We start from the raw sequence: 16,118 nt of genomic DNA, 5'->3' as shown, positions 1-16,118 counted from the left end.
GGGCAAGCTTAGTTGACGAAATCTTCTTCTCCAAGCACCAATTTGACTTTCGGCACTTGTTTCTTTTCGGTAAGGACATACAGCACATCGCCTTTTCTGAGACGCGTCGTTCCGGTCGGCATAACGAGTTTTCCTGAACGAATGATGGCGCTGATCAAGGTCTGGTTCGGAAGGCCGATCGTCTGCACCAACTGGCCGGCAAAAGGCGATTTCTCGGACAGTTCGACTTCCAGCATTTCCGCATTGGCACGATCCATCGATACCAATTCCAGCGAATGGATGCGCTTTGGCACCGGACGCCCGTTCAAACCGAGCTTCTCCGCGAAGAATGGAATGGTCGAGCCTTGCAATAAAGCGGACGTCAGCACGATAAACGAAACGATATTGAAAAACAGGATGCTGTTATCCATGCCGGCGAGCATCGGGAACGTCGCCAGAACGATCGGTACCGCACCGCGAAGCCCTGCCCAGGACATGAACAGCTTTTCTTTCAGATCATAATCGAAGAACGCCGTACTGATGAAGACAGCTACCGGGCGCGCGATGAAAATCAACACGAATGAGAGCACGAGCCCTTTCCAGATGAGATCCCAGTCAGCCAATTGGCTTGGGAAGACGAGAAGCCCGAGAATGACGAACATGACGATCTGCATCAGCCAAGCGAAACCTTCATGGAAGGAGACGATCGAATAACTATGCGTCAAATCGCGCGTCCCGATTACAAGAGCCGCCAAGTATACCGCCAGCAGCCCGCTGCCGCCGAGGACGGCCGTAAAGCTATAGATGAAAATCGCAAAGCCTGCGGCAAGCACCGCATAAAGCCCCGAGGCATCCAGCCGGATCCTATTGATGGTCCACGATGCGAAAAATCCAAGCGCCAGGCCAAGAACCAATCCCAGCCCCATTTGAAGCAGGAAACTGCCGAGCATGTTCCAGACCGATGACTCCGGGATCATGATCAATTGAACAAATGCAATGGTCAAAAACATCGCCATCGGGTCGTTCGTTCCTGACTCCGCTTCGAGCGTTGAGGAAATCTTGGATTTGATGTTCTGGCCTGCGAGAACGGAGAAAACCGCTGCGGCATCCGTCGAGCCGACAATGGAGCCGAGCAAAAAGGCCTGCAGCCAAGTCAAATCAAACACATAGTACGCTGCGACAGCTACGATGCCTGTCGTGATCAAAACCCCAAGCGTCGCCAGGACGAGTGAACCGCCAAGAACCGGGCGGATATGCTTCCATTGGGTTTGTAAACCACCTTCGAAGAGGATAATAATGAGGGCGACAATTCCGACCATCTGGGCAATTTCTGCGTTGGAGAAATAGATGAGGCCTGAAACATCACTGCCTAACACCATGCCGAGGAACATAAACAAAACGAGCGAGGGAACGCCGGCGCGTGCCGATACTTTCGTCATCAAGACGCCAGCCAGGAGGAAAATTCCACCGATCAGGATTATACCGTCTACACTAAAGCTCTGTATATTGACCACCTACTCCGTAAATTACTTTGAATTCATTATACCATAATAATGGCTCTAATTAAAAAAGCGACACTCCGTATAAGGAGTGCCGCTCACTTGCATCAAGCCATATCTTCGCCGACGATTTTCACTTCAAGCTCCAAATCGATGCCGAATTTCTCGAATACCGCTTTTTTCACCATTTCAATGGTCTGGATATAGTCATTGGCTGTCGCGTTGTTTTTGTTGACGATAAATCCGGCGTGCTTTGTCGAAACTTCCGCGCCGCCAAACCCTCTGCCCTGCAATCCGCTTTCCTGGATCAATTTCCCGGCAAAATTGCCCGGCGGCCGTTTGAAGACACTGCCTGCAGAAGGGAATTCCAAAGGCTGTTTGCTTTCCCGCTGGAAAGTCAATTCGTCCATTTTTGCGTTGATGACACGCTGTTCGCCGATTTCGAGGCTGAATTCGGCTGCCAGGACATAGAACCCTTTTTTCGTGATGATGCTTTTGCGGTAGCCAAGTTCAAGCTCCTCTTTCGTCAAGACCAGCTTTTCTCCCTCTTTCGTCAAGACGGTCGCCTGGACGATGACGTCTTTGATCTCGCCGCCGTACGCGCCGGCGTTCATCGCCATTGCGCCGCCGATCGAACCGGGGATGCCGCAGGCGAATTCCAAGCCTGTCAACTGGCTGTCCGCTGCTGCGCGGGATACGGTCTTAATGTCGGCGCCGCCTTGTGCGATGACTGTTGTGCCGTTGATCATGATGCCGTCCAATTTCTTGAACGTCAGCACGATGCCGCGCACGCCGCCGTCTCGGACGACCATATTGGAGCCATTCCCGAGCATCAAAAGCGGGATCTCATTGTCATATGCGTATTTTACAGTATAAGCTACTTCATCTTCCGTTGTCGGTGCTACAAATATATCGGCCGGCCCGCCCATTTTCGTCAATGTATGCAAATGCAAAGGCTCGTCCATCTTGACGTGATCTTTTGCCACAAAACGGCGCAGATCCGCCAACCAAGTTTCTTTCATCATTCCAAGCAAATCCCTTCTAAACTTTTCGCTCTTAATAGTATCCATTTTTCATCATGTTTTGACAAGCGATATTGCCTTGTTAAGGACTAAAGTATGGATAAATTTTATCTCTAATTAAAACTATTTTAATTAAAACCTATTGACTTCGAGATATTTATTGTTTATAGTAAGGCTAACACATACGAAATTGGAGGAATTACTCATGAAAAAATGGACAGTAGACCAAGCGCATTCAGAAATCGGATTTTCCGTAAAACACATGATGATCTCGAAAGTGAAAGGCTCTTTCGGTTCTTACGAAGCACAGGTGGAAGCAGATGAAAACAACCTGGAAAATGCATTGATCGATTTCAAAATCGATGTGACAAGCATCGACACCAATAACGAAGACCGCGACAACCACTTGCGCTCAGCTGATTTCTTTGACGCTGAACAGCATCCTTACATTACGTTCAACGCAACCGATATCCGCAAAAAAGACGATGACGAATACGAGCTTGAAGGCGATTTGACCATCAAAGGCGTTACCCGCCCGGCGAAATTCGAAGCGGAATACGGCGGCAAAGCCACCAACCCTTGGGGCGTAGAAGTCGTAGCATACAACGTCAACGGCAAGATCAACCGCAAAGATTTCGGATTGACATGGAACCAGGCGCTTGAAACAGGCGGCGTCCTTGTCGGCGAAGACATCAAATTGAACTTGGAAATCCAAGCGAACCCAGCATAAGCATAAAAAAAGGAAGCAGCCCTCGCTGCTTCTTTTTTGTGTTTTAAATGCCGCCTTCTAATTTCTTCAGCGGTTTCACGGCAGGGCCTTCCAATACTTCGCCAGTGTGCGAGAAGCGCGAGCCGTGGCACGGGCAATCCCACGAGGTTTCGGCATCGTTCCACGCTACGTCACACCCCATATGCGTACAGGTCGGTTTGACGAGATGCACTTGGCCGTATTCATCGCGGTAGCCGCCCGCTTTTTTGCCATCCACTTTGACAAGTCCGCCCTGTCCTTTTTCCAGGTCGTCGATGGTCTTGGATGCTTTTTTCAATTTGCCGCTGACCAGTTCTTTCGCCACCGATGCATTGTCTTTCAAGAAGCTTGCGGCATCGGCCGCTTTCACTTTCGGCCGCGTCGGGTCGAATAGCGCAGCGTACGGGTTGTCGCGCCCGACAATTTGGTCGGTCAGAATCCGCCCCGCGATGGCTCCGTTTGCCATGCCCCATTTATGGAAGCCGGTTGCGACGAGGATATTTTCATAACCGGCGGTGATCGTGCCTACATAAGGGATTTTATCCAAAGTCGTCAAATCCTGTGACGACCAGCGATAAGGAATTTCCTGTGCGGCAAAATAATCTTCGCCGAACTTTGCCAAATTCTCGTAATGCTCCATCGTGTCAACTGAACTTTGGCCTGTAGCGTGGCCGTCGCCGCCGAGCAACAAGAGTTTCTCCCCGTCTTCACCTGGCGTAAACCGGATGGAACGCGATGGGCTATCGACGCTGATGTACATGCCTTCCGGGATCTTGCCTTCGGTCCGGACCGCAATGGCATAAGAACGGTTGACTGACATCCTGGAGAAATACATGCCATCGAAATCATTGAACGGGTAATGCGTCGCGACGACGACTTTTTCACATGATAAATGAGACAGGTTTTCCATCTGGATGACCGGGTCTTTCTTGCTCAAGATCTTCATGGCGCGACTTTGTTCGTGGATGTCCACGCCCATTTTCTCCAGTTCCTTTACAAGGCCTGTCAAGAATTTCACTGGATGGAACTGCGCCTGGTTGCGCATGACGAGCGCTTCTGTCACCGGGAACGGCAACTCCGACTCCTCGCGCGCAAGCCCGCCGTCGATGCCCAGCTGCTGGTACGCTTCCGCTTCTTTCTCCAATAACTTCACGGTGGCATCTTTCGTCGAATAGATGAATGCATCCCGGTGCGAGAAATCGCAATCGATGTCCAGCTCTTTTGCCGTTTCCTCGATAAACTTCAAGCCTTCCATATTAGCTTCGTAATAAAGCCTCGCTTGTTTTTCACCAGCGATCTTGATCAACGGCGCATAATACAGGCCATGCTGGGCCGAAATCTTGGCAGTCGTATAGCCCGTGACGCCGTCGATCAATTTTCCGGCATCCAAAAGCGTCACTTTCTTCCCTTCTTTCGCCAAGAGGTAAGCCGTTACGACGCCGGCAATACCTGCCCCTATCACCGCGACTTCCGTAGACTTATTGCCGGTGAATGCCGGATAATCCGGCAATTCCTTATAGGCTCTCCAAAAAGACTCCTTCGATTCGGGAATGCGTCTGTGCTGTTCATTTTGAGACATGCTGCCCCTCCTTTATTGAATGTTCTGCTTATTGACTGTCTACCCCCATGTGGAAATTACTAACCAATAAATGAACGAAGGGCAGCTGAGTTCATTTATTTGCGACGCATCTGCTTAGCAGATGTGGGAGCAAACTAACGAGGCTTGCCTCGGACATTCGTTTGCGAGGCTTGAGCACAGCGAAAGTCGAGCAAATAAATGCATAAAAAAGCTGAATTAACCCATTTGATCGGAAAAGCTTAGTCCCGACAATTTCAAGAAAAAAAAAGACGGAAACGCCGAAGCGTTTCCGTCTGTTCATTCATTATGCGTTTACTTCAACTTTAGAAAGCAATGCTGCCGATTCTTTCACGCGCTCCATGCCGTCTGCAATGATTTGCTCAGCGCGGTCCGGGTACATATTGTGTCCTTCGATGATGACTTCTTCGATATCCGTGATGCCGAAGAAATTCATGATGGCACGGATGTAGTTGACGCTCATTTCGCTAGGCGCCATTTCCGGTGTCGAGTAGACCCCGCCTCGAGCGTTCAGGATGATGACTTTTTTCTCCGGAACCAAGCCAACCGGGCCTTCTTCCGTATATTTGAACGTCATGCCTGCACGGTATACATAATCGATGAAAGTCTGCAATGCCGCAGGAATCGTCTTATTCCATAGCGGGAAAGCGAATACGACAACGTCTGCATCCATGAATGCATCCATCGCTTTATTAGCAGCCGTCAAGATGCGCTGCTCCAATTCAGTCAATTCTTCTGCCTGTGCGGATTTTTGCATGGCGTCGAAGAAATCCTGGCCGAAATACGGCATATCTTCTGCGAATACATCGAATGTGTTGACTTCTGCGTCCGTCTTCAAGTTCTCCATGAAGACCTCGTGCATTTTACTTGAAACCCCTTCAGATGCCGGACGGTTATTGGCTTTTACGACTAAAATGTTTTTCACTGATAAAACTCCTTTATACTAATATTATTATTCTTCAATTCAAGACTTTATAATTATAAGTAATTCAAGGCATAAAGTCAAAGAGCTTGCTCACGTCATTCCCCTTCACAGGAATCTCCTGTACAAAAGCTGGTCTTCGCTTTTCCGACAGGCTTTAACGAAGGGCGCATGCCTTCCTCTTCACCGATCTGTTCCAGCGCTTCAATGAATGCTTCAAGCGGCTGGGCGCCCGAGATGGCATACTTTCGGTTGACGACGAAGAACGGGACGCCTTGTACACCGATCTGGCCGGCTTCTTGGATGTCTTGTTCGACTTCGCCCTGGAATTGATCCGAATCGAGAACGTCCGCTGCCTGCTTGCGGTCAAGGCCTGCTTTTTCAGCAATCGAAAGCAGCGTCTCCGTGTTGCTGATATTGTGCGCTTTTTCGAAGTAATGGTGCATCAATAGCTCGGTCAAGCGGTGTTCCCCGCCTTGTGTGGCCGCCCATTTGACGAGCCGGTGCGCAGAAAATGTATTGGCGTGAGGCATGTTTTCCACGTCGTAATGCAAATCGAACGCTTTTGCCTGCTGTGCAACCTGGGCTGTCATTTCTTTCGCCCGTTCGAGGCTTTGCCCCATCTTTTCTGCCAAATGTTCATAGGCTAATCTGCTGGAGCCCACCGGCGCTTGTGGATCCAGTTCATATGCTTTAAATGTAATCTCGGCTTGGCTCTCGTAGCCTGAGCGTGTGAGAGCTTGTTCTAGTGTGCGCTTTCCTATATAACAGAATGGGCAAACGTAATCTGACCAAACTTCAATTTTCATATCTATTCACCTCGCCACTTACTATAGCAATGACCTCGATACGCCACAATTTTTTTGCTTGAAGAAAATTTCCAGCACAAAAAAACTGACTCCCTATAAGGGAATCAGCTTAAGGCTTCGGTAATGACCGGAACGATTTGTTTTTTTCTCGAGACGACGCCCGGCAGGATTACCCGGTTGTTGACGACGCTTGATTGGAAAGCAGATTCGATAATGTCTGCACGGCGGCCGAGGACAATCGCTTCCGAGTTGTTATTCAGGATATCCGTAACAGCGAACACAAACAGGTCCAAGCCTTTCGCAGCGACCGTGCTGCCAATCAACACTTCCAATTCCGCTTGGCGCGCCAGCACTTCCGATACATCGATGGCATTGACTTGCGCCACTTCAAAGCGGTGCTCGCCCGCCTCGAATTCCTTGGAATCGAGCGAAATCAAATCTTCCAGCGTTTTGTTGCTCAAATCGGCACCCGCTTTCAACATGGCAAGGCCATAAACATTGGGATCGACGCCGGCGATGCTAGCCAGTTCTTTCGCCGCTTGCATGTCCTGTTCCGTACATGTCGGGGATTTGAACAGCAAGGAATCCGAAATGATCGCAGAAAGCATCAACCCGGCAATATCAGCCGGCACGTCGACTGCATGTTCTTTATAGAGTTTCAAAAGGATCGTCGCTGTGCATCCGACAGGCTCAGCACGGAAATAAAGCGGATCGGCCGTTTCGAAATTAGCGATCCGGTGATGGTCGATCACTTCGATCACTTGCACGTCATTGATATCATCGATGCTCTGCTGGCGCTCGTTGTGGTCGACAAGGATGACTTGCTTCACTTCGTCTGAAGCGCGTGTCACCAAGCGGGGGGTCGGGGATTTGAAATGATCGAGCGCAAACAGCGTCTCATTGTTCGCTTCCCCGAGGCGAATGGCTTCAGCATCCATTCCGAGCTCTTTTTTCAAATGGGTATAAGCGATCGCTGAACAAATCGAATCGGTGTCCGGATTTTTATGACCTAATACAAAAACTTTTGACATGAATAATGGCCTCCTGGCTTGAGTAGTTTCTGAGATTATTCTATCACAAATCGCCTCTTCAGAAAAAATCTGCGACAGAAAACCTAGTGTTCTCCAGCTTCAGACCAACTAAATACGGAAATGTTTTTAGAATTATCAGTATTTTTAAAGTTAAGTGTGTACTTTAGCATAGTTGAATGGTATTATATTACTAACTAATCCTATGATTTTGGAAGGAAGAGGTGCCAGTGACTATATTATTGGAAAAGAAATACATCCCCTTGTCCCATTATTTTCAAGCCGCGACAAATCCCAGTATCCGTTTGACTTTTTCGGAAATTGAGCAGATCATGGGGCAGAACTTGCCCAATGCCGCTTATTTGAACAAAAGCTGGTGGAAAAAATCGAAACCCCCCGCAAAACATTTCCATGCCTGGATGGACGCGGGCTATCGCGTGACAGAAGTCGAGCCCGACCGCTACGTCGTCTTTGAAAAAGCGGATGCCAAGAACACGGCCGCCGGCACAGACGAAGAAGATAAGGACATATTGTTGATCCGCACCGCCGAACACGGGGATGCGCGGTCGCTGGCCTTGCTCCAAAAAGCCGTGGAAGCGGAATCCAATTTCATGCTTTACGGCAAGGACGAACGCTCGCTTTCTACGCAACGCGTCCGCAAACAGATCATCGAGTGGAAGCAAAGCGGCCATTCCGCGATCATCATCGCCATCTTGAACGGCCAGCACGTCGGCTATTTGATGGTCATCGGCAATGAAGCCAAACGGGCACAACACCGGGCTGCATTGGTCCTCGGCCTTCTGAAGGAAGCACAGGGCAAAGGCATCGCCAAATCCCTTCTTGAAAAAGCGGAAGACTGGGCCAAGCAAAAAGGCATCACACGCCTGGAGTTGACCGTCATCGAAGACAATGAGCGTGCCCGCAAACTGTATGAAAAAGCCGGCTTCGAAGCCGAAGGCACCCGCCACCGGTCACTCATCATCGACGGCAAAGAGCACGACGAAATCTATTTAGCCAAATTTTTGGATTAAGCCAACTTCAAAAAATGCCCGCCATTCAAATGTGAATGGCGGGCATTTTTCATTGTGCGGATCAATTCAATACCGTTAACCATAGATACAGCCCGGTCAAAGTGATGAACAAAGTCGGGACGGTAAGGATGATGCCGACTTTGAAATAATAGCCCCAGCTGATTTCGACACCTTTCGTCTTCAAGACATGCAGCCATAAAAGTGTCGCAAGCGAACCGATCGGCGTGATTTTCGGGCCGAGGTCGGATCCGATGACATTGGCATAAATCAAGGCGTCGCGCATGACGCCGTTCGTATTCGCCTCGGCGATGGCCAAAGCATTGATCATCACCGTCGGCATATTGTTCATGCCGGATGATAGGATCGCTGCGATAAAGCCCATGCCGACCGTCGCCGCATAGAGGCCATGCCCCGCTGTCCATTCGATCGCCTGGGCAAGAACCGAGGTCAAGCCGACATTGCGCAAACCGTAGACAACGACGTACATGCCGATCGAGAAGAAAACGATCGCCCACGGTGCGCCTTTTAGCACCGTCATCGTTTCGACGTGCTTGCTGTTGCGCGCAATCGCCAGGAAAATGATCGCGATGGAGCCGGCGATCAAGGAAACCGGAATCTCCAGCGATTCGCTCATGAAGTAGCCGATCAGCAAGATCGCAAGAACGACCCAAGACAGGCGGAAAATACGGATATCTTTGATCGCGGTATCCGGTTTTTTCAACACGCCCGGATCGAAACGGCCCGGAATATCTTTCTTAAAGAACAGATACAGGACAAGCATGCTCGCCACGATACTGAACAAGTTCGGAACAACCATATGCAAGGCGTACTCCGTAAAGCCGATGCCGAAGAAATCCGCCGAGACGATATTGACCAAGTTACTGATGACAAACGGCAGGGAAGCCGTATCGGCAATAAAGCCGGATGCCATGATAAACGGCAAAATCATCGTATCGCGGAATTTCAACGCCCTCACCATCGCCAGAACGATCGGCGTCAGAATTAGCGCCGCGCCGTCATTGGCAAAAAGTGCCGCGACAAACGCCCCAAGAAGCGTAACGAGGAAGAACATGCGCAAGCCGCTGCCTTTGGCAAAACGCGCCATATGTAAGGCGGCCCATTCGAAAAAGCCTATTTCGTCCAAAATCAAGGAAATGATGATCAAGGCAACAAAGGTCAATGTCGCATTCCATACAATCCCCGTCACATCCCACACATCGCCGAAATCGACGACGCCGAACACCAAGGCGACCACGGCCCCCGCAATCGCCGACCAGCCGATCGATAAGCCGCGCGGCTGCCAGATGACAAATAGCAATGTCACCAGAAAAATAATTATCGCTAACCAAACATCCATTTCACTTCCAACTCCTTAATTGCAATCCACTTTCTTGCCTTCCGCTATGAGCGTTTCTACCGTGCGTTCAGGTTCCGGCAATATCGCAAGCAATGTTGTCAGCACCCCAAAAAGCCCATGCCGTTCATTGAGCGACCAGATCGTCCAGCGCCCGCGCTTTTCTTCACAGATCCACCCCGCCTGCTTGAGTTTGCGCATATGCTGGCTGATGGCCGGCTGCGACATATCAAGCAGCTCCGTGAACTCGCAGATGCACAACGCTTCTTTTGATAAGTATTTCAAGATCAGCATGCGTGTTTCGTCACTTAGCGCTTTCAAGCTCTGTTCCATTTGTTTATAGTCCATTTCAGTCACCTCTTTTTGGCAATGGGTTTATTATATAAGCAATCACTTATGTGTGCAAGAGGGCATTTCGATTCCCTAATAATTTTCATCACGAAAAAACCGCCCCCAATGACGGGAGCGGTTTGGATAGTTCCTTATTTGTTTTCAAGCAATTTCAGTGACTCGCGGTTGAATGCCGGGATATCATCCGGCTGGCGGCTTGTTACCAATTGATCTTGGCAAACAGCCACTTCTTCGTCCACCACAGTTGCGCCAGCGTATTCCATATCAACTTGGATCGATTTGAATCCTGTCGCTTTGCGGCCTTCCAAAGCTTTCGCCGTAATCAATAGCTGCGGCCCGTGGCAGATTGCGAAAACCGGTTTTTTCGAATCCATGAATGCTTTCGTGAATGTCACGAAACGATCATCTGCGCGCAATTGGTCCGGCGAGAACCCGCCCGGCAATAGCAGCGCATCGAAGTCATCCGGGTTTACGTCATCGATGCCTTTATCGATCGTGACGACGGCTTCGCCTTGCTTGCCGGTCACTTTCTTGCCCGCTTCCTTTTCGATATTGATCAGTTCATGGCCCGCTTCGTTAAACGCTTTTGCCGGTTCTGTATACTCCACGTCTTCGAACATATCTGTAATTAACGTTGCAATTTTTGCCATTTTCCTTCACTCCTTCTGTTTATGTGCTCCCTCTCAGTATTCCACGAATTGGAAAGCTTAAACATCCGGATTACGGGCGGAATTTCGAGACGAACGGATTGTCTGATTCCCAGAAACGGTATGGATAATGGACCGCTTCCTGTGAATTCCCGATGCCGACGCGCGGCCCTGTCGACACAGCGTGCACTGCGTCGCCCTCAGCAATATAAAGCGGCCGCTCAGTGAAGTGATGGCCATTATAGTCCATTGTGATGCCCATCGCTTTCGTCAGCTTGCCGGGCCCGCTCGTCCATTGCTTCATCGGCATGTGCTGCCCTCTGCGCTCCGCCATAAATTCGACGCCTTCGACCGGTTCGACCGCACGAATCAAGATGGCGCGCGGCGTTTCTTCCGGTCCGCTGACAACATTCACCAGCGTATGGGTATGCATTTGGTACGTATAAACAAGTCCGGATCTGCCAAACATCACTTCAGTGCGTTTCGTGCGGCGGTTGCCGAAGCTATGTGCAGCCCGGTCTTCCGCCCCCATATAGGCTTCAGTCTCGACGATCCTCCCAGCGACGATGCCGCCCGGGAGTTCATGGACCAGTATTTTCCCAAGTAAATCCCGCGACAACTCAAGCGTCGGGGCTTCAAAAAACTTATCATCCATTGGCTCGAACATGTTGATCCCTCCTTTCGGCATTATACCGAATGAGGGGCGGTCACTGCATCGATCAAGGGTTCGACACCTTCAATCCGGCCTTCATGGAACGCCTGGACGATCGCGCTGCCGACAATGAATCCATCGACATCGTCACGCAACATATCGACGTGGCTTTCTTTCGAGATCCCAAATCCCGCATAGACTGGCACCGGGCTCAATTCCCTCACCTTGCGCGTGAAGGCGCCGACTTCTTCCGCCAATTCGTCACGGCTTCCCGTAATGCCGGTCACGGTGACCGCATAGACGAAACCTTGAGCTTCTTTCAAAATCTCTTCCAAGCGGCTGTCGATCGTCGTCAATGTGACGAGCTGGATCAGCGCAAGTTCCTGTTGTTTCGCGAACGGCTCGATCAATTGCCGGTGCTCGAACGGCAAATCCGGGATGATGACGCCGGATGCCCCCGCCTTTTTCGCTTCCTGTGTAAAACGTTCAGCCCCGAAACGGATGACCGGATTCAAATAGGTCATGATGATGAGCGGCACTTTCACTTCGAAATCGAAGCGCTGCATCGCATCGAGCACTTTTTCCAAAGTAATGCCTTCATCAAGCGCCCGGTTTCCTGCCGCTTCGATCGTCGGCCCGTCAGCGACCGGATCCGAAAACGGAATCCCGACTTCAATCGCCGTCACTCCGCGCTCTTGCAGATATTGGATCTGTTCACCCAGTTTTTCAATGCCGCCGTCGCCTGCCATGATATAGGCGACAAAAGCTTTATGCCCTGCTCGTTTCAGTTCTGCTAATCGTTTCATGACAGCCCCTCCAATTTCTCGGCGTATGTCGCCATATCCTTATCGCCTCTGCCGGACACGCAAATGACGAGCAATTCATCCGCTGTCATCGACTGCGCTTGTTTTTTCGCTTCCGCTACCGCATGGGCAGACTCCAAAGCCGGAATGATGCCCTCTAAGCGCGACATTTCAATGACCGATGCGAGCGCTTCATCATCCGTGATGGCCTGATAAGTGACGCGGCCGCTATCCGCCAGGTGCGCATGTTCCGGCCCGATACCCGGGTAATCAAGGCCTGCCGAAATCGAATGTGCTTCCTGCACTTGCCCGGCATCGTCTTGCAAGATCTTCATCATCGCCCCGTGCAGCACGCCTTCCGACCCTTTCGTCAAAGTGGCAGCATGGCGTTCGGTATCGACCCCTTCGCCCGCTGCTTCAGCTCCGATCAAGCGGACTTTTTCATCGCCTACGAACGGATGGAACATGCCGATGGCGTTGGATCCCCCGCCGACACATGCGACGATCGCATCCGGCAGGCGCCCTTCCTTATCGAGAATCTGGCGCTTTGTCTCGAGCCCGATCACACTCTGGAAATCACGCACCATCGTCGGGAACGGGTGCGGCCCTAGTGCCGATCCGATCAAATAATGTGTGTCTTCGACATTGGTGACCCAGTAGCGCAGCGCTTCGTTTACTGCGTCCTTGAGCGTGCCGCTGCCTTTTGTCACACTCTCGACGCGCGCGCCCAATAATTTCATGCGGAACACATTAAGCTGCTGGCGTTTGATGTCTTCTTCGCCCATGAAGACGACACAGTCCAAATCGAACAAGGCACAGATGGTAGCTGTTGCCACGCCGTGCTGGCCGGCTCCGGTTTCAGCGACGATTTTACGTTTGCCCATGCGCTGTGCGAGCAGCGCCTGGCCGATTGCGTTGTTCACTTTATGGGCACCCGTATGATTCAAATCTTCACGCTTCAAGTAAATTTTAGGACCGCCCCACGCTTCCGTCATGCGGGCAGCGAAGGTGAGCGGCTGCTCGCGGCCGACGTATTCACTCAAATAATGTTGATATTCCTCTTGGAATCCAGGGTCATTCTTCGCTTCTTCATACGCGGCCTCGAGTTCTTTGACTGCTTTCATCAAAGTTTCCGGAACGAACTGGCCGCCGTAGCGACCAAAAAATCCTACCGGGTCTATTGTCTTTTCTTGCGTTCTCTCCATCGAATCACCCTTTGCCTGTAGTATGAATTGCTGGATTTTCGCTTCGTCTTTTCGGCCATCGGTTTCCACGCCACTCGACACATCGACCATGAACGGAGCGGTTTGGCTGATGGCCGCTTGCACGTTGTCTCTATTCAATCCACCCGCTAAAATGAGGCGGCTATGATCCAAGTCTACATTTTCCAGAAGGCTCCAATCGAATACATGCCCGCTGCCTCCCCGGTAGTCGGTGCCTGGCGCATCGACCAATATATAATCCGCAATCGATTTGTTCAGTTTTTCTACATCGTCCGGCGTACGGATCGAGAACGCTTGGATGACCGGCACTTCGATGCGCCGGATCAACTCGTCCGGTTCATCGCCGTGCAATTGCACCATCGTCAGCGGCACCGTCTTGACGGCTTCATCGATTTCTTCGTAGGAGGCGTTGACGAATACGCCAATCCGCTGCATGTCATTAGTTGCGAGACGCGCTAATTCCTGCGCCCGTTCGATCGATACACGCCGTTTGCTAGGGGCGAAGACGAAGCCGATTGCATCCGCTTGCGATGCGGCTTTAACGTGCTGTTCTTCCATCAACCCACAGATCTTTACATGCGTCATTGTGCTGCCTCCTGTCCTGTTGCCTGGCGAATCCAGGCTGCCGGATTTTCCGAACGCATCAACGCTTCCCCGACCAGTACGCCTTGTGCGCCGAGTTCGTAGGCGCGGTGCGCATCTGCTGCATCATTCATGCCGCTTTCGCTGATCAGCACCGAACCGCTGTCAAACGCAAATTTCTCGGCCAGTTCTGCCGTCCGCTCCAATGACACTTCAAAGGTTTTTAAATTGCGGTTATTGACGCCGATCAATTGTGCGCCGAGCGCTACAGCTTTTTTCAGCTCTGCTGCATCGTGCACTTCCACCAGGATTTCCAAACCGAGCGACTCTGCATAGCGGAATAACCGTTCTAATTCTTCATTCGAAAGCGCTGCGACGATCAATAGAATGATCGTTGCCCCGGCCGCTTTCGCCCGTTCGATTTGGATTTCGCTGACCATGAAATCTTTGCACAACACGGGAACCGAAACCGCGCGCGCCACTTTCTTCAAATCGTCGATGGACCCTTTAAAATATTGCTCATCCGTCAATACGGAAATGGCGGCTGCACCGGCCCCTTCGTATTGGCGGGCCTGTTCAACGACGTCCACTTCCATGCGGATGGCGCCTTTTGACGGTGATGCGCGCTTGATCTCCGAAATGACTCCGCGGCTTTTCCGCAAGGTATCGATGAGCTTCGGTTTGTCCGGATATCGCTCGGTTTTGGGATAATGTTTTTCATAGGCAGTGATTTCCTGCCGTTTGGTTTCCATGATTTTGTCCAATATGGTCATACGAGCACCCCCGATGCCAGGCGGTGCAGTTCATACACACGCGCCGTTTCGCCTGAAATGATTGATTTTCTTGCCTGATGCACGCCTTCCGCAATGCTTGCAGCACGGCCGCTCACGTAAAGCACCGTTCCCGCATTCAGCGCTACCGTGTCCAAGTACGCGCTCGGCGTCCCGCCGATTACTTGCATGAAAATCTCGGCATTGCGCTTCGAATCGCCTCCGCGAATCGCCTCAATCGGTGCGGTTTCAAGCCCGACATCGTGAGGATGGACCGTCATGCTGCGCTTGCCTTGTTCGTCAAAGACGATCAACTGGTTGGTTCCGGCAAGAGATAATTCATCCAGCCCACCTGCCCCGTGGACAATCGCCCCACGCTTTCTGCCGAGGCGCATCAAGGCATCCGCCATCGGTTCCATCATATCCGGACGGTAGACCCCGCTCATTTGGATGGTGATCGGCAAAGGATTGGCTAGCGGCCCGACCAAATTGAAGATGGTCGGCGTGCCGATTTCCTTGCGCACTTCGCGCAAGCCACCGAGTGCCGGATGGATCGCCGGCGCGAACAAGAAGGCGATGCCTGTCTGTTCGACGAGTGCCGGCATTTCCGCTATAGCCAATTGAGTGGATATGCCGATCTCTTCCAATAAATCAGAACTGCCGGTTTTACTGGAAACGCTGCGGTTGCCGTGCTTCGCGACGCTCATGCCGCATCCCGCCAAGACAAAAGCCGTCAATGTACTGATGTTGAAGCTAAAGGATTTATCGCCGCCGGTGCCGCAAACGTCCACCAGTTCGCCTGCCACTTTAGGAAGCTTCACTGCTTTCTCACGCATCGCCAGGACCATGCCGACCAATTCATCGGCCGTCTCGCCTTTTTCGTGCAATTCATTCAAGAAATTTTTCATCTGCTGCCGGTCCATGCGCCCTTCCAATAATTCCAGCGCTCGCTGTTTCATTGTATGTTCATTCATATTTCCTGCTCTGCTCATCTCAATCTCTCCTCGTCTCGTTTTTAAATGCAAAAATCCCCGCAACCGGGGTCTATTCCGGTTGCGGGGACGGTTTTAACCGCGGTACCACCACGCATTAATGCATTTT

16 protein-coding genes and 1 other annotated feature (1 of these 17 only partly in view) are annotated in these 16,118 nt (G+C 51.2%); of the genes, 2 read left to right on the top strand and 14 right to left on the bottom strand.

The genetic code is table 11. From position 1 onward, the window contains the following. Window positions 1–8 precede the first annotated feature (8 nt). Window positions 9–1,484 (bottom strand): potassium/proton antiporter, encoded by a 1,476-nt coding sequence (locus BBI15_RS02610; RefSeq protein ID WP_068872674.1) that lies wholly within the window; start codon window positions 1,482–1,484, stop codon window positions 9–11. Between the two features lie 101 nt (window positions 1,485–1,585). After that, window positions 1,586–2,503, bottom strand: a complete 918-nt coding sequence (gene murB / locus BBI15_RS02605; RefSeq protein ID WP_068871996.1) for a UDP-N-acetylmuramate dehydrogenase — start codon at window positions 2,501–2,503, stop codon at window positions 1,586–1,588. Between the two features lie 202 nt (window positions 2,504–2,705). Here murB and BBI15_RS02600 point away from each other — a divergent pair, with 202 nt between their 5' ends. Continuing rightward, a complete protein-coding gene (locus BBI15_RS02600) occupies window positions 2,706–3,230 on the top strand; it encodes a YceI family protein (protein ID WP_068871994.1) in 525 nt (174 codons plus the stop codon). Window positions 3,231–3,273: 43 nt separating this feature from the next. On the opposite strand, the gene BBI15_RS02595 is transcribed toward BBI15_RS02600, so the two are convergent. From BBI15_RS02595 to BBI15_RS02580, 4 genes are all read right to left on the bottom strand, one after another. Further along, a complete protein-coding gene (locus BBI15_RS02595) occupies window positions 3,274–4,827 on the bottom strand; it encodes an FAD-dependent oxidoreductase (protein ID WP_068871992.1) in 1,554 nt (517 codons plus the stop codon). Window positions 4,828–5,131: 304 nt separating this feature from the next. Further along, window positions 5,132–5,770 (bottom strand): FMN-dependent NADH-azoreductase, encoded by a 639-nt coding sequence (locus BBI15_RS02590; protein ID WP_068871990.1) that lies wholly within the window; start codon window positions 5,768–5,770, stop codon window positions 5,132–5,134. Between the two features lie 95 nt (window positions 5,771–5,865). Next, window positions 5,866–6,576 carry a DsbA family oxidoreductase gene (locus BBI15_RS02585; protein WP_068871988.1) on the bottom strand — a complete coding sequence of 237 codons (711 nt, stop codon included), beginning with the start codon at window positions 6,574–6,576 and terminating at the stop codon, window positions 5,866–5,868. Between the two features lie 104 nt (window positions 6,577–6,680). Then, a complete protein-coding gene (locus tag BBI15_RS02580) occupies window positions 6,681–7,607 on the bottom strand; it encodes a manganese-dependent inorganic pyrophosphatase (protein ID WP_068871986.1) in 927 nt (308 codons plus the stop codon). A gap of 227 nt (window positions 7,608–7,834) precedes the next feature. Between BBI15_RS02580 and BBI15_RS02575 the strand changes: the two genes are divergently transcribed. Further along, complete coding sequence (locus tag BBI15_RS02575) at window positions 7,835–8,635, top strand: GNAT family N-acetyltransferase (protein ID WP_068871984.1); 801 nt, start codon at window positions 7,835–7,837, stop codon at window positions 8,633–8,635. A 61-nt stretch (window positions 8,636–8,696) separates the two neighbouring features. Here the strand turns inward: BBI15_RS02575 and BBI15_RS02570 are convergent, their stop codons facing one another. The 8 genes from BBI15_RS02570 to trpD all read right to left on the bottom strand — a co-directional run bounded on the left by BBI15_RS02570 (window position 8,697) and on the right by trpD (window position 16,009). Further along, complete coding sequence (locus BBI15_RS02570; RefSeq protein ID WP_068871983.1) at window positions 8,697–9,992, bottom strand: arsenic transporter; 1,296 nt, start codon at window positions 9,990–9,992, stop codon at window positions 8,697–8,699. Window positions 9,993–10,007: 15 nt separating this feature from the next. Continuing rightward, window positions 10,008–10,337, bottom strand: a complete 330-nt coding sequence (locus tag BBI15_RS02565; protein ID WP_068871981.1) for an ArsR/SmtB family transcription factor — start codon at window positions 10,335–10,337, stop codon at window positions 10,008–10,010. A gap of 134 nt (window positions 10,338–10,471) precedes the next feature. After that, window positions 10,472–10,990, bottom strand: a complete 519-nt coding sequence (locus BBI15_RS02560; RefSeq protein WP_068871979.1) for a type 1 glutamine amidotransferase domain-containing protein — start codon at window positions 10,988–10,990, stop codon at window positions 10,472–10,474. A gap of 70 nt (window positions 10,991–11,060) precedes the next feature. Next, window positions 11,061–11,654 (bottom strand): DNA-3-methyladenine glycosylase, encoded by a 594-nt coding sequence (locus BBI15_RS02555; RefSeq protein WP_068871977.1) that lies wholly within the window; start codon window positions 11,652–11,654, stop codon window positions 11,061–11,063. Window positions 11,655–11,674: 20 nt separating this feature from the next. Next, a complete protein-coding gene (trpA, locus tag BBI15_RS02550) occupies window positions 11,675–12,445 on the bottom strand; it encodes a tryptophan synthase subunit alpha (protein ID WP_068871975.1) in 771 nt (256 codons plus the stop codon). Next, the gene (trpB, locus tag BBI15_RS02545) at window positions 12,442–14,250 is read right to left on the bottom strand and encodes a tryptophan synthase subunit beta (protein WP_084632720.1); all 1,809 of its coding nucleotides are present in this window, start codon (window positions 14,248–14,250) and stop codon (window positions 12,442–12,444) included. Before trpB ends, trpA begins: the two co-directional genes overlap by 4 nt. Further along, the gene (trpC, locus tag BBI15_RS02540; RefSeq protein WP_068871973.1) at window positions 14,247–15,020 is read right to left on the bottom strand and encodes an indole-3-glycerol phosphate synthase TrpC; all 774 of its coding nucleotides are present in this window, start codon (window positions 15,018–15,020) and stop codon (window positions 14,247–14,249) included. The genes trpB and trpC overlap by 4 nt, the downstream gene beginning before the upstream one ends. Then, window positions 15,017–16,009, bottom strand: a complete 993-nt coding sequence (gene trpD, locus BBI15_RS02535) for an anthranilate phosphoribosyltransferase (protein ID WP_068871970.1) — start codon at window positions 16,007–16,009, stop codon at window positions 15,017–15,019. Before trpD ends, trpC begins: the two co-directional genes overlap by 4 nt. 62 nt (window positions 16,010–16,071) lie before the next feature. Further along, window positions 16,072–16,118 (bottom strand) — a binding site (T-box leader); it runs 183 nt beyond the window's last position.

The organism is Planococcus plakortidis (assembly GCF_001687605.2).
Classification (GTDB): domain Bacteria; phylum Bacillota; class Bacilli; order Bacillales_A; family Planococcaceae; genus Planococcus; species Planococcus plakortidis.
Note: the sequence above shows the minus strand (reverse complement) of the source record. Positions and strands in the feature narration are given on the sequence as shown.